Source organism: Noviherbaspirillum sp. Root189, from assembly GCF_001428545.1.
In the GTDB taxonomy this organism is placed as follows: domain Bacteria; phylum Pseudomonadota; class Gammaproteobacteria; order Burkholderiales; family Burkholderiaceae_D; genus Noviherbaspirillum.
Map to the genome: position 1 here is coordinate 98,890 of NZ_LMHZ01000010.1, position 16,004 is coordinate 114,893.

Below are 16,004 nucleotides of genomic sequence, written 5' to 3' on the forward strand. Positions count from 1 at the left end.
ATTTCAATTACCGGTTCTGTCGTCAGCCTCAACGAATTAACACTGTGAGAAAAAAACTATGCTGATCCCCATTATTCTTTCCGGCGGCGCCGGCACCCGACTGTGGCCTGTTTCGCGCGAAGCGCATCCAAAGCCTTTCATGCGTATCGGCGGCGGCAAGAGTCTTCTCACGCAGACGCATGAGCGCGCGCTCGAAGTATCGGGCAATACCCCGCCGCTGATTGTCACCAACCGGGATTATTATTTTCTGTCCAAGGATGAGCTGGCGGACCAGCAGGTCAAGCCGCAGTACATGCTTGAGCCGTCCGGCCGCAATACCGCGCCGGCGATTGCGCTTGCCGCGCTGTGGGCGGTCCAGCAGAAACCCGATGCCTGCATGCTGGTGATGCCGGCCGATCACCTGATCAAGGACACGCCATCCTTCTACACCTCGGTACGGCATGCGGAAAACCTCGCGAAGGATGGTTTTCTCGTGCTGTTCGGCGTCAAGCCGACCGGCCCGGAAACCGGCTTCGGTTACATCGAAATGGGCAACAAGGTCAGCGAACACGCACAGGTCGTTCAGCGCTTCGTCGAGAAACCGGACGCCGTGAATGCAGCCCGCATGCTGGCCGAAGGCAACTTCGTGTGGAACAGCGGCATGTTCTGTTTCAAGGCCAGCACCATCCTCGAGGCATTTGCGACCTACAACCCGGCATTGCTTGAATCGGCGCGCGAAGTCTGGAACAGCACCAAACCGGACGGCGACAAGATGGAACTGCCCGCCGGCTTCACTGCGCTGGAAAACATTTCGATCGACTACGCGGTGATGGAAAAGGCGAAGAACCTCGCTGTCATCCCCGGCGATTTCGACTGGAGCGACATCGGCGCCTGGAAAGCCGTGGCGGAAGCCATCCCGGCGGACGCGCAGGGCAATACCAATAATGATTGCCAGACCATCGTCATCGACAGCCGCAATACCCATATCCAGACCACCGATCGCCTGGTCGCGGTGATCGGCCTCGACAACCTGCTGGTGATCGATACGCCCGACGCGCTGCTGGTGGCCGACAAGTCGCGCAGCCAGGAAGTGAAGGAAGTGGTCAACCGCCTCAAGGCCAGCGGCCATGAAGCGCACAAGAACCACCGCACGGTCGCTCGTCCCTGGGGTACTTACACGGTGCTGCAGGATGCGCCGGGATTCAAGATCAAGCGCATCGCGGTCAAGCCGGGTGCTTCCCTGTCGCTGCAGATGCATCACCACCGCAGCGAACACTGGGTCGTGGTGTCCGGCAAGGCCGAAGTCATCAATGGCGAACAGACCGTCACGCTGGAAGCCAACCAGTCCACCTATATCCCGGCTGGCAACAAGCATCGCCTGACCAACGTCGGCGACACGGAACTGGCCCTGATCGAGGTACAATGCGGCTCCTATCTGGGCGAGGATGACATCGTCCGTTTTGAAGATATATACGGCAGGGTTCAATAATGGCAGTAAGCATGTTGCGTTCGATATGGAGCTATCGCGGCTTCATATCGGGCAGCGTCAAGCGGGAGTTTCAGTCGCGTTACCGCAATTCGCTGTTGGGCGCAGCATGGACGGTTCTGAATCCGCTGGCGATGATCGTGGTGTACACGGTCATCTTTTCCCAGGTCATGCGGACCCGCCTGCCGGGTGTCGATAACGGCTTCGCGTACAGTATCTACCTGTGCGCGGGCATCCTCACCTGGGGATTGTTTGCCGAAATTGTCAGCCGGGCGCAAAACGTCTTTCTCGAACATGCCAACCTGATCAAGAAGATCAGCTTTCCCCGCATCTGCCTGCCGATCATCGTGCTGCTCAATGCCGGAATCAACTTTACGATCATTTTCAGCCTGTTCGTGCTGTTCCTGCTGTTTTCCGGCACTTTTCCAGGGATCAGTTTCGTCGCCATTTTTCCTGTGCTTGCGATCCAGATCGCGTTCGCAATTGGCCTTGGTATCATTGTCGGCGTACTGAATGTTTTTTTTCGTGATGTAGGTCAGTTTTTCGCCGTTTTGCTGCAGTTCTGGTTCTGGTTTACGCCCGTGGTTTATCCGGAATCCATTTTGCCGGACGCAGTGCGTCCCTACCTGAACCTGAATCCGATGGCGCCTCTCGTCAGCGCCTACCATCAAATCCTGGTGCATGGACAATGGCCCGAGTGGGGCTCGCTGCTGATACCTGCGGTACTGGCGGCGATACTGTGTATTGTCGGCATGCGCCTGTTCCGCAAGCGCGTCGGCGAAATCGTGGATGAACTCTGATGGGCCGGATAAGCGTTTCAAACCTTGGTAAGGCTTACAAGCAATACCACAATCACTGGTCGCGCCTCGTAGAATGGGTGTTTCCGTTCGGCGGGCCACGGCATCGCCTGAAATGGGTAATGCGCGAGGTCAGCTTCAACCTGGAGCAGGGTGAGGCGGTCGGCATCATCGGTATCAACGGCGCCGGCAAGAGCACGCTGCTCAAGATGATTACCGGGACCACGCAGCCTACTACCGGCAGCGTTGAAATCACCGGACGGGTGGCTGCGCTGCTGGAGCTCGGCATGGGCTTCCATCCTGATTTTACCGGCAGGCAGAACGTCTTCATGTCGGGCCAGTTGCTCGGCCTGAGCGTCGAGGAAATTGCCCGGCTGATGCCGGACATCGAGGCGTTTGCCGAAATCGGCGACTACATCGATCAGCCGGTACGCACGTATTCAAGCGGCATGCAGATGCGGCTTGCCTTCAGCGTCGCCACCGCCAAGCGGCCGGATGTGCTGATCGTTGACGAAGCCCTGTCGGTCGGCGATGCGTATTTCCAGCACAAGAGCTTTGACCGGATCCGCTCGTACAGCAAGGCTGGCACCACGCTGCTGATCGTCTCGCACGACAAGAATGCGATCCAGTCGATCTGTGATCGGGCCATCCTGCTCGACGGCGGACGGCTGGTAAAGGAAGGTGCGCCGGAAGAGGTGATGGATTACTATAACGCCCGGCTGGCGGAGCGGGAAAACGCCAACCTGAACCTGAAGCAGCAGATACTCGCGGATGGCAAGGTGCAGACGGTTTCCGGGACCGGCGAGGCAACCGTCATGGATATTGCCCTGCTCAATGAGCGTGGCGAACCGCAGGAACTGTTCGATGTTGGCGTGCCGGTGGCGCTGCAGATCAAGGTCAGGATCCATGCCGCGATTCCGCGCCTGGTGCTGGGCTTCATGATCAAGGACAGGCTGGGCCAGGAGATTTACGGGACCAATACCGATCTGACGAAGCAGCCGTTGCATGAAGTCGAGGCGGGCGAAGTGATCACATACCGTGTCGAGTTCCCGCTGGACCTGGGACCGGGCACCTATTCGATTGCGACCGCACTGGAAAGTACAGATACGCACCTCGTCCATAATTATGAATGGCGCGATCTGGCACTGGTCTTTTCGGTGACCAACCTGAGCAAGCCGGAGTTCGTCGGCTGCACATGGCTCAACCCGCAAATCAGCATCGCGCGGCCCGGTTCGGGCGCTGCGCACGTTGCCGCGAAGATGGCAACACAAATAGCAACAAAATAGCAGCACATAGTGTGCAGGACAGAGAGGCTTGCCGGCCAAGGCAGGCAGGGAGCAGTATTGAATTGATAGGGGCTTTGATTCAGGCTGTGACTCAGACTGAGATTCAGGCTCGTACAAGATCAATCGGGATACGATGAAGAAGATAAAAATACTGATGCTGGCGAACTATCCGATCGTCGAGCCACGCCATGGCGGACAGCTTCGGACATTCCACATCAAGCAGGAATACGCAAGAGCAGGGATCGAGGTCGACCTGGTGTCGTTTTTCCAGGAAGGCGGCTACCAGTACTACGAAAGCACCGACATTCCGCTGCCGGGCAGCCTGGCCGTCACTATCAACAAGGAATTCGACTACGCAGTCTACGACTACCTGTCGGCGCTGCACGTCGCACAAGATCCGGTCATTTACGACAAGCTCGCGTCGAAAATCCGTACCGGCGGCTACGACTATGTGCAGCTGGAGCAGCCGTATTTCTGGCCGGTCGTAAAAAAAATCCTTGCGTCTCAACCATCGGAAGCAGCAGGCACTGCGCCGCGCGTCATCTTCTCGTCGCAGAACATCGAATACGAGATGAAGGAAGAAGTGCTGCACAAGATCAAGGCGCCGCAGGACTATGTCAGCCTCATCAGCGACAGCATTCGCCAGATCGAAATCGAACTGGTGCGCAGCGCGCACATTACTTTTGCCGTGTCCGAGCAGGATCGCGTCAAACTGCAGGAACTTGGCGGGCGCGACGATGTGGTGCTGCTGCCCAATGGCGTCGGCAAGCTGGATGTCGATCCGCAGTCGGTCGAAGGCTGGCGCGCGATCGTGCCGAAGGAACCCTTCGCCACCTACATCAGCAGCGCCCACCTGCCCAATGCGGTCGGTTTCTTTTCGCTGCTCGGCAATTCGCTGGCCTTCCTGCCGCCCGATCGCAAAATGGTTGTGGCCGGAGGCGTGTGTCAGCTCATCGAACGTTCCGAGGAATTCAACAAGTGGATCAGCATCAACCGCTCGCGCAGCATCCTGTTCGGACCGGTGGATAACATCGGCGTTGCGGCGCTGCGCAAGTTTACGCAAGTCTTCGTGCTGCCGATCACGACCGGCGGCGGCTCCAACATCAAGACCGCCGAAGCCCTGGTGACGGGGGCCTATGTGCTCGGCACTTCGACCGCTTTCCGCGGCTTCGAACATTTTGCCAATGAAGCCGGCGTCTTCATCGAAGATGACCCGCAGGCATTCAGGAGCCGCCTCGTGTCGTTGCTCAGCCTTCCGCCCAACAAGGTTAGTGAAGACAGCCGCAGCAGGCGCGAAAGCCTGTTGTGGGAAAACACCCTGAAGGAAATTTCCAAAGTTGTTCTGAAAGATTGCAATGCTCGCTAACGCCGCGTCCACTCAGACTGAGCCAACCATCTGGTTCGATTTCACGACCTCGTTCAACTGGACCCGGCCGGCGGTGGGCATCGTGCGCATGGAGCAGGAGTGCTGCCGCGCGCTGCTCAATATGGTGCCGGGCCGGATGCGTGCCTGCATTTTCGATCAGCGCACGCTGTCCTACTATGAATTGCCGCTGGACGAAGTCTGGCGCATCCTCAACCGCGTGTGGTCCGATGCGCCGACAGTGACGCCGGTCGCCGCCCCGGTTGCGGCAGCCTCGGGCGAAGTCGGTTTTGCCCGTCGCAGCGAACAGGTATTGCGCCGTATCGCTCGCAAGTGCGTTTCCGCCTTGCCGGTGCGCCAGCAGCTCGCGGCAAAGGCCAAACTGATGAAGATGCGCCGCATCGCCGCGTACGCCTACCGTGAATGGAAGACGCCGGACGCCATTGCCCCGGCGCTGCAGTCGAATGCGGGCGTCGCGAACGAGCCGTCCAGCTATCCGAAGGCCAATATCCGCAAGTCCGATACCTACCTGACCATGGGCTTGGACTGGGATCACAACAAGATCGAGTTCCTGTATCGCCTGAAGAAGGAAATCGGCTTCCGCATCAACTGCGTTGCCTACGACATCATTCCGGTGCTGTTCCCGCACTTCTATTCGGAAGGCGCGGACCAGTTCTTTGCGCATTATTTTTCGAACATGGCATGGATTGCCGACCACATCTTCTGCATTTCGGAATGCACGCGCAAGGATCTGCGCAAGCTGCTGGTCGAGCTGGGCACGCCTGTGCCCAACATGTCGGTCGTGCGCCTGGGCGACATGCTGCCGGTCATCCACGAACAGCAGCATTCGGATGCGGTCAAGCGCGTCGCGCAGGAGCATTTCATTCTGATGGTGTCGACCATTGAAATCCGCAAGAACCACCAGGTGCTGTACAACGCCTATGTACGCCTGATCGAGCAGGGCGTGACCGACCTGCCGAAACTGGTGTTTGTCGGCATGCCGGGATGGCGCGTCAACGACTTCATTTTTACCATCCAGCAAGACAAACGGGTGCGCGACAAGATCATCGTGCTCAACCGCGTCACGGACGCCGACCTGGACTTGCTCTACGAAAGCTGCGCATTCACCGTGTACCCGTCGCTGTATGAAGGTTGGGGCTTACCGGTCGCAGAGAGCCTGACGCATGGAAAATTCTGTCTGACATCCAATGCGGGGTCGATTCCGGAAATCGCCGGTGATATCCTTGAGTATCTGGAGCCATGGGACGTGCTGGGCTGGGCTGATAAGATCAAGACCTACTCGACCGACCCGGCTGCGCTGGAAGCAAAGGTGCATGCCATCAAGAGCCGGTACAAAACAACCTCATGGAATGAAACTGCTGCGTCAATTCTGAAGCAACTTTGATTTCCGTTATCACCGACAACATTGAACTCGATTAATTTGTGCAGATGCTCCGAGTACTGTTTCTAAAATGCAATGACGAGCAGATTTGCCGACCTGAGTTGGTATTCCCTTTTCATTTCCAGACCTTATAAAGCTTAACAATGACTACACCATCTACCGCAATCGTCACCGGTATCACCGGACAGGATGGCGCTTATCTCGCCGAACTTCTGCTCAACAAGGGCTATACCGTCTACGGCACCTATCGCCGCACCAGTTCGGTCAATTTCTGGCGTATTGAAGAACTGGGCATCGAAAAGCATCCCAAACTGCACCTCGTCGAATACGACCTGACTGACCTCAGTGCCAGCATCCGCCTGCTGCAGTCAACCGGCGCCACCGAGGTGTACAACCTCGCCGCACAGAGCTTCGTCGGCGTCTCCTTCGACCAGCCGGCCACCACAGCCGAGATCACCGGTATCGGCCCGCTTAACCTGCTCGAAGCCATCCGTATCGTCAATCCGAAGGTGCGTTTCTACCAGGCATCCACCTCGGAAATGTTCGGCAAGGTCCAAGCGATTCCGCAGATCGAAAGCACGCCTTTCTATCCACGCAGCCCGTACGGCGTCGCCAAGCTGTACGCGCACTGGATCACCATCAACTACCGCGAGTCCTACGATATCTTCGGCTGCAGCGGCATCCTGTTCAACCATGAATCCCCACTGCGCGGCCGCGAATTCGTGACCCGCAAGATCACGGACACCGTCGCCAAGATCCGTCTCGGCAAACAGGACGTGCTTGAACTCGGCAACATGGACGCCAAGCGCGACTGGGGCTATGCGAAGGAATACGTGGAAGGCATGTGGCGCATGCTGCAGGCCGATGAGCCGGATACTTTCGTGCTGGCCACCAACCGTACCGAGACCGTACGCGATTTCGTCACCATGGCATTCAAGGCGGCTGACATGCAGCTCGAATGGCGTGGCTCGGGCGAGAATGAAACCGCGGTCGATGCCTCCAGCGGCAAGATCATGGTTCGTGTGAATCCGAAGTTTTATCGTCCCGCGGAAGTCGATCTGCTGATCGGCAATCCCGAGAAGGCCAAGCAGAAGCTGGGCTGGGAACCGCAAACAACGCTGGAGCAGTTGTGCCAGATGATGGTACAGGCCGACTTGCGGAGAAACGAGCGTGGGTTCTCCTTCTAATCAGGATCAGGCAGCAGACGGCCATCGCGGCCGCGTGCTGCTCACCGGCGCCAACGGTTTCACCGGCAAGTACGTCCGGGCGGAACTGGAGGCGGCCGGCTATTCGGTGTGCGGCGCGCTGGTTGGCGCCGCGCGCGGATCGCATGAAACGACACTCGACATCACCTCGCTGGATGATTGCCGGCGCGTGATCGACAAGGTGCGCCCGGATTTTCTGGTGCACCTGGCGGCGATCAGCTTCGTCGCCCATGCTGATGCCGATGCGTTCTACCGGGTCAATGTCATCGGCACCATGAACCTGCTGCAAGCCATTAGCGATACCGGTGCGCCGGTCAAGCGCGTGCTGGTCGCCAGCAGTGCGAATGTATATGGCAACGCGACTGCGGGCGTGATCGCCGAAACGCAGCCGCCGCAACCGGTCAATCATTACGCGGCCAGCAAACTGGCGATGGAACACCTGGTGCGGACCTGGTCCGATCGTTTGCCCATCGTGATTTCGCGTCCGTTCAATTACACCGGCGTCGGCCAGCAGCCGAATTTCCTGGTGCCCAAGATCGTCTCGCATTTTGCCAGCAATGCATCGGTCATCGAACTCGGCAACCTCGACGTGGAGCGGGATTTTTCCGACGTGCGCATGGTGGCGCATGCCTACCACGGCTTGCTGGAAAACGATTGCGCCGGCGAAACCGTCAATGTTTGCACCGGCCAGCCTTATTCGCTGCGATCCATCATCGAGATGATGCAGGACATCGCCGGCTATCAAATCGAAGTTCGGGTCAATCCTGCCTTCGTGCGGCAGTCCGAAGTAAAGACCCTGGTCGGATCGCCCGACAAGCTGCGCAGCATCGTTCCCGACCTCAACCCCATCCCTTTGCAAGAGACCTTACGCTGGATGTATGCGGCTGGCATTGGACAATAAGCGTGCATACCCTGTGTGACAAAACCGGCGCGCCGTTCCGGGACGAGCAAGCGCTCCCTGCCCGGGAGCAGCTTCACACGGACACGTTCGCTGGTGTGCGACTGGGCATCAACGCCGTGCCTTTGCTGGGACCGTTGACTGGTGTCGGTCAGTACACGTACCGCTTGATTGCCGAAATGCAGCAACTGATGCCGCAGCAGCCATGGCTGTTCTACGGCACTTCCTGGGATACCAGGGTGCGTACGGCGGCGCCGGCGGCAGTCCGTCAGGTCAACAATGCGATCAAGCGACTGTTGCCGCGCCCGCATGTGATTGCGCGTTTTCTCAAGCAGACACGGTTTTCTGCGGGGGTGAAGGCTAATGGCATCACGCTGTACCATGAACCGGCTTACCTGGCTTTCCGCTTCAAGGGACCGACGGTGGTCACCGTGCATGACATTTCCTGGATCCGCCATCCGGAGACGCATCCGGAAGACCGGGTGCGCGAAATGAACCGGGTGATGCCTTCGGTGATGAATCGCGCCAGTCACATCATGGTCGATTCCGAATTTGTGCGACGTGAAGTGATCGACTACTACGGCGTGGTGCCGGAGAGGGTGACGACGGTCCTGCTTGGCGTGTCGCCTGAATTCCAGCCGGTGGCGCCGGTCCATTGTGCAGCAGTGCTGCAGCAGTTTGACCTGCAACCCGGTCAATATCTGCTGGCAGTCGGCACCCTGGAGCCGCGCAAGAACCTGTCCACCGTGATCGCCGCCTATGCCCAGTTGCCCGACGCGGTGCGACAGCGTTATCCTCTGGTCATCGTCGGTATGAACGGCTGGGGAATGGAACGCTTTTCCGACAGTCTGAAACACATGATTCAGCGCGGCGAAGTGCGCTTGCCAGGTTACGTCGCACAGGCCGATCTGCCGGCCCTGTATTCCGGCGCACGCTTGTTCGTGTACCCGTCGCTGTATGAAGGTTTTGGTTTGCCGCCGCTGGAAGCGATGGCCTGCGGTGTGCCGGTCATTGCATCGAACCGAGCATCGCTGCCCGAAGTGGTGGGCGACGCCGGCCTGCTGGTTGAACCGCTTGATGATGGCAGGATCGCCACGCACATGCGATCGCTGATTGAAGACGATGCCTTGCATGCGCGTCTGAGCACGGCAGGCCGCCAGCGTGCCGAAAGTTTTACCTGGCGCAAATTTGCGTTGGAAACACTGGCTATTTACCGTAAGGTGCTTGCCTGAACGACGGCAAAACTTCATGCCGATAACACGAGTCCCGAGATTGTTTTTGCAAGCGAGTCAGCATCATGCGCCTTAGTTGTGCCGTCGTCAGTTACCACAACGACCCCGAGCAGATTGCCGAGGTGCTGCGCAGCGTCGCGTCGACGCCGATGGATATTGCGCTGTACCTCGTCGATAATTCAGGTAACGACCAGCTTGCCGCTGTCGCGCAGGAATTCGGCGCCCACTATATCCATCGCCCGGACAATCCCGGCTTTGGCGTGGCACACAATCTTGCGATTGCCGCCGCGCTGGAGCAGGGTGTCGACTACCACGTCGTATTGAATCCGGATATCTCGTTCGGCCCCGAAGTCTTGCCTGCCCTGTCTGCTTACATGGAACAGCACCGGGATATCGGCCTTATCATGCCTGACATCCGTTATCCCGACGGCAGCCGCCAGCATCTATGCAAGTTGCTGCCGCATCCGGTCGATCTCACAGTGCGACGCTTCCTGCCGGGGCTGTACCGGCTGAGCGGAAGGCTTGAACACTATGAAATGCGAGGCGGCGATTATGACCGCGTCATGGAAGTACCGGCGCTGTCCGGTTGCTTCATGTTTTTGCGCAGTTCAGTGCTGAAGCAGGTCGGCGGCTTCGACGAGCGCTTCTTCATGTACCTCGAAGATGTGGACCTGTCGCGTCGTGTCGGCCGCGTTGCCCGTACCGTGTACTTCCCTGGCGTGTCGATCACCCATGCCTACCAGAAGGGTTCGTACAAGAACAGCGCGTTGCTGCTGAGGCATATTCGTTCCGCGGTCCAGTACTTTGGCAAGTGGGGCTGGTTGTTCGATGCGGAACGCGTTGCGGTCAACCGCCGTGCGCTGAACAACTTGCAGCACGGTGCCGAACTCCCGGCCGCATCGGGTTCGCTGCTCGACCGCAAACCCTGAGCCGGGCGCGACCATGAAAAAGGTGCTGATCGACCTCACCCAATTGCCGCTGCAGCGAACCGGTGTCGGCATCTATGCGGTGAACTACGTGCGCCGACTGCAAAGCATGGCGGGCAACCGGCAACTCTATTTCCTGGTGCAGGACGATGACAGCGAATTGCTGGCCGAGACGCGTGCCATTCCCGCTGTGGTCGTGCTGCCTCTGAAAGCGGCTTTGTTTCGCCGCATCGCCTTTCGCGTGCTGCTCGAACAGCTATTGATTCCGGCTTATGCGCTTGCCAGAGGCATCGACGCGGTTCATTCGCTGCACTACAGTTTTCCCTTGTTATCCTTCGGTCGCTTCAAGCGCATCGTGACCGTCTGCGACATGTCGTTCTTCCTGTTTCCGGAACTGCATGTGCCGGTCAAGCGCAAGTTCTTCCAGTTCTTTATCCGTCACCTGCCGCGCGCCGATGGCTTGCTCTTCATTTCGGCATCGACGAAAAAGGACTTTCATCGTTACTTCCCATCCAGCCGGGTACCGGAAGAGATCATTCCGCTCGGCACCGATCCGGCACGTCTCGCCAGTCCGCCCGACCCGGCACTGCTAAACGGATTGCGACAGCGCTTCGCGATCGACCAGTACATCCTGTATGTGGGCACGATCGAACCACGTAAAAATATCCTGGGCTTGGTCAAAGCTTTTGAAAGCATCGCCGCGCGCCATCCTGCCGTCAAGCTGGTCATTGCCGGCAAGCTTGGATGGGATTACGACACGCTGCTGCACTATGTGCAGGCATCGCCCTTACGCGAACGTATCGTGCTGACCGGCTACATCAATGAAGCCGAAAAGCATGCGCTGCTGAAGGGCGCGTTGCTGTTCACCTATGTATCCTTTTACGAAGGTTTCGGTCTTCCGGTGCTGGAAGGCATGGCGGCCGGCGTCGCGACGATTACCAGCAACCTGTCGTCGATGCCCGAAGTGGCGGGCGACGGCGCCCTGCAGGTTGACCCGCATCAGCCGGCGCGAATTGCCGAGGCGATCGATGGGCTGCTGGCGGATCCGCAGGCGAGGGCGGCGCTCGCCGCTCGGGGACTGGAACAAAGCCGCCACTTTACCTGGGAAAACATGACCAGCACCTCGCTCGCGTTTTACGATCAGGTCGTCACGCCATCGGCCATCGTGGCCTGAGCTGTCTTCTTCATGCACACCCTGCGCTTCTTTGCCTTCAACCTGCTTGGGCACGTGCTTCCCATGGTGGTTGCGCTGGTATCGGTGCCGGTGATTGCGCATGCGGCTGGCGTGGAGCGCCTCGGCGCGCTCGGCATCGTCTGGGCGCTGGTCGGCTACTTCAGCTTTCTCGATTTCGGTCTCAGCCGTGTCGTAACGCGACGCGTCGCCAATGCGGCCGACCAGGGAAACCTGGCTGAAGAACTGACGATCCTGCGTGGCTTTTTCTGGTGGCGGGCGCTTCCCGGACTGCTGGCTATCGGAGCGGTGCTGTGGCTGTTGCGTCCGCTGTTCCAGCCTTACCTGCCGCCGGATAACCTGGGTCGTGAAATTACCGCCGGGTGGGTGTGGATCGCGTGGAGCATTCCCGTCACACTGGCGACCAACTGGTTGCGCGGCGCGCTGGAGGGCGTGCACCGTTTCGCGCGGGTCAACTTGCTGCGCACTGTGTTCGGTGCATGGACCTATGCCGCGCCGGCCGTGGCAGCGCTGGTCTCGCCGACGCTGGATAGCCTGATCGCGGCAATCGTCATCGGACGCGTGCTGGCCTTGCTCGCCCATGCACTCGCCAGTCTGCGCGCCGAACCGGGCATTCTGCTGGGGGCGGCCCGCCCATCCAGCATGCGGATTTTCTTTCAGGAAGGCGGATGGATCACCGTGTCCAATATCATCGGCCCGCTGATGGTGTACTCGGATCGCTTCGTCCTCGCTGCCTTGCTGCCGCCAAAAGCGGTCGCCTGGTATGTCACCTCGCAGGAGGTGATGCTGCGTACCCTCGTGATTCCCGCTGCGCTGACGGGCGTGCTGTTTCCCAAGTTCGCCGGCAAGCTTGACGCACGGAGCGAGGCGGCGCTGACCGGGCTCTACGAAAGAGGCATCCGTGTGGCGGCCGCACTCATGCTTCCGCTGTGCGCGCTGGCTGCTGCCGGCGCCTATGACGGCCTGCGCTTATGGCTGGGCGAAGACTTCGCAATCAATGGCTATCGTGTGGTGGAAATCGTTGCAGTCGGCATCTTCGTCAATGCCATTGCCACTCTGCCGTTTGCCTGGCTGCAGGCGACCGGACGCTCGAACCTGACCGCCCGTATCCATCTGATCGAATTACCCTTGTATGCAGCCGGTTTGTATGTCGCCGCCGTCACCAACGGCATCGTCGGCGCGGCAGCGTTGTGGACGGTGCGGGTAACGGTCGACTGCTTGCTCTTACTTTCCTGTGCCGGGCGGACAGGGCTTCGTCCCGCCGTTCCTTCCTTGCTGGCCGGCATGACCCTGGTCATTGCAGCGGGACTATGTTCCCACCCCATGCTGCCGTGGCCATGGCGTGCCGTCGTCTGCATGGTCGCCATCCTCACAGGCTTGGGTCTTGGCTGGATGCAATTCCTTTCTCCGCAAGACCGGAACGAGGTCTTGCGTCGTCCTCGCCACCGAGTTGATAATCAGATAAGTCCATGAAAGATTAGTAAAAAATTCCCAAATCAGGTGATAAACGTATGGCAATAATTTAGACTGTCACCTTCTTTCGCCCCGGCTAAGCAACGCCGTCTTCCATGCCATGAATATCTGGTCTGAGAGCGTCGGCCTGTGCAGCCATTGTTAATCTTTCATGTCGTCTTTTCTCATCAGTTTCATTGTTTCCGCCTTTCTGACGCTCTTCATCATCAAGCAGGCCCGGCTGCATGGATCGGCGCTCGACAACGACCTCGACGGCGTACAAAAGGTGCACGCCCGCGCCGTGCCGCGCATTGGCGGCGCGGCCATCTTCCTGGCGGTGGTGATCGCAGCAGGTATCGCCATGCTGCGCACGCCGGATATCGGCAAGGGCATCCTGCTGATTCTGCTTTGTTCGACCGTCGCCTTCGCCGGCGGCATCATCGAGGATTTCACCAAAAGGGTCAGTCCCGCGCGCCGGTTGCTGATGACCATGGTGGCTGCGGTCATGGGCTTTTACCTACTCAATGCGCGCATCGAGCGGATAGACTGGATCGATTCGGTCTGGTCGCTGAACTATATCTGGATCGCCTTGCCGCTGACGGTGCTGGCCGTCGCAGGGATTGCCAATGCCATCAATATCATCGACGGCTTCAATGGCCTGGCCACTGTCGTCAGCATCTGCATGCTGCTGTCGCTTGGCTATGTCGCGCTGCAGGTCAACGATACTTTCATCGTCGTGGCGGCGCTGGTCGTGGCTGGTGCGGCAGCCGGCTTCCTGGTCTGGAACTATCCGGCCGGGCTGATTTTCCTGGGCGACGGTGGCGCGTATTTCCTTGGATTCATGCTGGGCGAACTGTCGGTACTGCTGGTCATGCGCAATCCGGAGGTGTCGACCTGGTATGCGGTGCTGCTGCTGATTTATCCGGTATTCGAGACCCTGTTTTCCGCATACCGCCGGCTCTTCCTGCGCGGCCAGTCGCCCGGAACGCCAGATGGCATCCACCTGCACAGCCTGATTTTCCGTCGCGTGGTGTTGTGGGCCGTGGGCCGGCGCGATGCGCGCGCATTGAACTTGCGCAACGCCATGACCTCCCCCTATCTGTGGCTACTGTCCCTGATGGCAGTGATTCCGGCGACGCTGTTATGGCGTCATACCTGGGCATTGATGTCGCTATGCATGCTTTTCATTGTCAGCTACGTCTGGCTGTATGCGCGTATTGTGCGTTTCCGGTCGCCGCGCTGGATGATTGTTCGCAGAAAAAAAAAGTCACAACGCAACCGGCGTGACAAGTAGACCAGCCAGTCCGGCCGAAAGCATTCCGGACGAACGCACCTCAGGCGAACGCAGCGTCTGCAGCATCGGCCGGTCTTCCGTATAGTTCTATGTTTTTGTGGCTCTGTTTATTATGGCTTCTCTTTCTCAAAGCATCTTCAAGGCCTACGACATCCGTGGGATCGTGGGCAAAACACTCGACGCGGATGTTGCCGCCGGGATCGGCCAGGCATTTGGCACCGCTGCAGCCCGCAAAGGCGAACAAACCGTGGTCATCGGCCGCGACGGCCGCCTGTCCGGCCCTGAACTGTCGGCCGCATTGGCCTCGGGCCTGCAACGCGCCGGCATCAATGTGATCGACCTCGGCGTGGTCGCCACCCCGATGCTGTACTTTGCCACCNCCTGAACTGTCGGCCGCATTGGCCTCGGGCCTGCAACGCGCCGGCATCAATGTGATCGACCTCGGCGTGGTCGCCACCCCGATGCTGTACTTTGCCACCCACGTGCTCGACGCCCAGTCCGGCATCATGGTCACCGGCAGCCACAATCCGCCCGACTACAACGGCTTCAAGATGGTGCTCGGYGGTGAAGCCATCTACGGCGACGCGATCCAGGGCTTGTACCAGGCCATCGTCAAGGGCGACTTTGCCCAGGGCAACGGCAGCTACACCACCCACGACATCAAGGATGCCTACCTCGAACGCATCGTCGGCGACGTCAAGGTCTCGCGCCCGATGAAGATYGCCGTCGATTGCGGCAACGGCGTGGCCGGTGCTTTCGCGCCCGAGCTGTACCGCAAGATGGGCTGTGAGGTCRTCGAAYTGTTTTGCGAAGTCGACGGCAAYTTCCCCAACCACCATCCCGATCCGGCCCATCCGGAAAACCTGCAAGACCTGATCCGCTGCCTCAAYGAGACCGATGCCGAAATCGGCCTGGCCTTCGACGGTGACGGCGACCGCCTCGGCGTGGTGACCAAGGATGGCCAGATYATTTATCCGGACCGCCAGCTGATGCTGTTTGCGCAGGATGTGCTGACCCGGCATCCGGGCAAGGAAATCCTGTACGACGTCAAATGCACGCGCCACATCGGGCCGTGGGTCAGGCAGCATGGCGGCGTGCCGYTGATGTGGAAGACCGGTCATTCGCTGGTCAAGGCCAAGCTGCGCGAAACCGGCGCACCGCTGGGCGGCGAGATGAGCGGGCATGTGTTCTTCAAGGACCGCTGGTACGGCTTTGACGATGGCTTGTACGCCGGCGCACGACTGCTGGAACTGTTGTCGCGCATGCGCGATCCATCGGCACAGCTCAATGCCTTGCCGCAGGCGAGCAGTACGCCGGAGTTGCATCTGCACCTGGAAGAGGGCGAGAACGTCGCACTGATTGCCAAACTGCAGCAGGACGCGAAGTTTCCGGATGCCGAGCAGATCGTCACCATCGATGGCTTGCGGGTCGAATATGCGGATGGCTTTGGACTGGCGCGTTCATCCAACACCACGCCGGTGGTGGTGATGCG

General features: G+C 59.2%; 12 protein-coding genes and 2 pseudogenes. All 14 read left to right on the forward strand.

Annotated features, from left to right (window positions below; genetic code table 11):
* Positions 1-58 precede the first annotated feature (58 nt).
* On the forward strand, positions 59-1,468 hold the full coding sequence (locus ASE07_RS07350; protein ID WP_057290168.1) for a mannose-1-phosphate guanylyltransferase/mannose-6-phosphate isomerase: 1,410 nt from the start codon (positions 59-61) through the stop codon (positions 1,466-1,468).
* An 11-nt stretch (positions 1,469-1,479) separates the two neighbouring features.
* On the forward strand, positions 1,480-2,265 hold the full coding sequence (locus tag ASE07_RS07355; RefSeq protein ID WP_200960896.1) for an ABC transporter permease: 786 nt from the start codon (positions 1,480-1,482) through the stop codon (positions 2,263-2,265).
* The gene (locus ASE07_RS07360) at positions 2,265-3,548 is read left to right on the forward strand and encodes an ABC transporter ATP-binding protein (RefSeq protein ID WP_057290170.1); all 1,284 of its coding nucleotides are present in this window, start codon (positions 2,265-2,267) and stop codon (positions 3,546-3,548) included. The genes ASE07_RS07355 and ASE07_RS07360 overlap by 1 nt, the downstream gene beginning before the upstream one ends.
* Before the next feature lie 133 nt (positions 3,549-3,681).
* Positions 3,682-4,914: a glycosyltransferase family 1 protein gene (locus tag ASE07_RS07365; RefSeq protein ID WP_057290171.1), complete on the forward strand. Its 1,233-nt coding sequence runs from the start codon at positions 3,682-3,684 to the stop codon at positions 4,912-4,914.
* Complete coding sequence (locus ASE07_RS07370) at positions 4,904-6,316, forward strand: glycosyltransferase family 4 protein (protein ID WP_057290172.1); 1,413 nt, start codon at positions 4,904-4,906, stop codon at positions 6,314-6,316. Before ASE07_RS07365 ends, ASE07_RS07370 begins: the two co-directional genes overlap by 11 nt.
* Before the next feature lie 140 nt (positions 6,317-6,456).
* A complete protein-coding gene (gene gmd, locus ASE07_RS07375) occupies positions 6,457-7,500 on the forward strand; it encodes a GDP-mannose 4,6-dehydratase (protein WP_057290173.1) in 1,044 nt (347 codons plus the stop codon).
* Positions 7,484-8,419, forward strand: coding sequence for a GDP-mannose 4,6-dehydratase (locus ASE07_RS07380; RefSeq protein WP_057290174.1), 936 nt, complete (start codon positions 7,484-7,486; stop codon positions 8,417-8,419). The genes gmd and ASE07_RS07380 overlap by 17 nt, the downstream gene beginning before the upstream one ends.
* 2 nt (positions 8,420-8,421) lie before the next feature.
* Positions 8,422-9,648, forward strand: coding sequence for a glycosyltransferase family 4 protein (locus ASE07_RS07385; protein WP_082583996.1), 1,227 nt, complete (start codon positions 8,422-8,424; stop codon positions 9,646-9,648).
* Between the two features lie 65 nt (positions 9,649-9,713).
* Positions 9,714-10,577, forward strand: coding sequence for a glycosyltransferase family 2 protein (locus ASE07_RS07390; RefSeq protein ID WP_057290175.1), 864 nt, complete (start codon positions 9,714-9,716; stop codon positions 10,575-10,577).
* Positions 10,578-10,590: 13 nt separating this feature from the next.
* Positions 10,591-11,748, forward strand: a complete 1,158-nt coding sequence (locus tag ASE07_RS07395; RefSeq protein ID WP_057290176.1) for a glycosyltransferase family 4 protein — start codon at positions 10,591-10,593, stop codon at positions 11,746-11,748.
* Between the two features lie 12 nt (positions 11,749-11,760).
* On the forward strand, positions 11,761-13,239 hold the full coding sequence (locus ASE07_RS07400) for a flippase (RefSeq protein ID WP_057290177.1): 1,479 nt from the start codon (positions 11,761-11,763) through the stop codon (positions 13,237-13,239).
* A 151-nt stretch (positions 13,240-13,390) separates the two neighbouring features.
* Positions 13,391-14,512, forward strand: a complete 1,122-nt coding sequence (locus ASE07_RS07405) for an MraY family glycosyltransferase (RefSeq protein WP_057290178.1) — start codon at positions 13,391-13,393, stop codon at positions 14,510-14,512.
* A gap of 112 nt (positions 14,513-14,624) precedes the next feature.
* Positions 14,625-14,891 (forward strand): annotated as a pseudogene (locus ASE07_RS29610) (phosphomannomutase/phosphoglucomutase); the annotation flags it as partial.
* Between the two features lies 1 nt (position 14,892).
* Positions 14,893-16,004 (forward strand): annotated as a pseudogene (locus tag ASE07_RS07410) (phosphomannomutase/phosphoglucomutase); the annotation flags it as partial.

Bases quoted from the DNA above. Each gene is read 5' to 3' on its own strand.
- ASE07_RS07350 (WP_057290168.1), top strand. From the start codon at position 59: ATGCTGATCCCCATTATTCTTTCCGGCGGCGCCGGCACCCGACTGTGG.
- ASE07_RS07355 (WP_200960896.1), top strand. From the start codon at position 1,480: ATGTTGCGTTCGATATGGAGCTATCGCGGCTTCATATCGGGCAGCGTC.
- ASE07_RS07360 (WP_057290170.1), top strand. From the start codon at position 2,265: ATGGGCCGGATAAGCGTTTCAAACCTTGGTAAGGCTTACAAGCAATAC.
- ASE07_RS07365 (WP_057290171.1), top strand. From the start codon at position 3,682: ATGAAGAAGATAAAAATACTGATGCTGGCGAACTATCCGATCGTCGAG.
- ASE07_RS07370 (WP_057290172.1), top strand. From the start codon at position 4,904: ATGCTCGCTAACGCCGCGTCCACTCAGACTGAGCCAACCATCTGGTTC.
- gmd (WP_057290173.1), top strand. From the start codon at position 6,457: ATGACTACACCATCTACCGCAATCGTCACCGGTATCACCGGACAGGAT.
- ASE07_RS07390 (WP_057290175.1), top strand. From the start codon at position 9,714: ATGCGCCTTAGTTGTGCCGTCGTCAGTTACCACAACGACCCCGAGCAG.
- ASE07_RS07395 (WP_057290176.1), top strand. From the start codon at position 10,591: ATGAAAAAGGTGCTGATCGACCTCACCCAATTGCCGCTGCAGCGAACC.
- ASE07_RS07400 (WP_057290177.1), top strand. From the start codon at position 11,761: ATGCACACCCTGCGCTTCTTTGCCTTCAACCTGCTTGGGCACGTGCTT.
- ASE07_RS07405 (WP_057290178.1), top strand. From the start codon at position 13,391: ATGTCGTCTTTTCTCATCAGTTTCATTGTTTCCGCCTTTCTGACGCTC.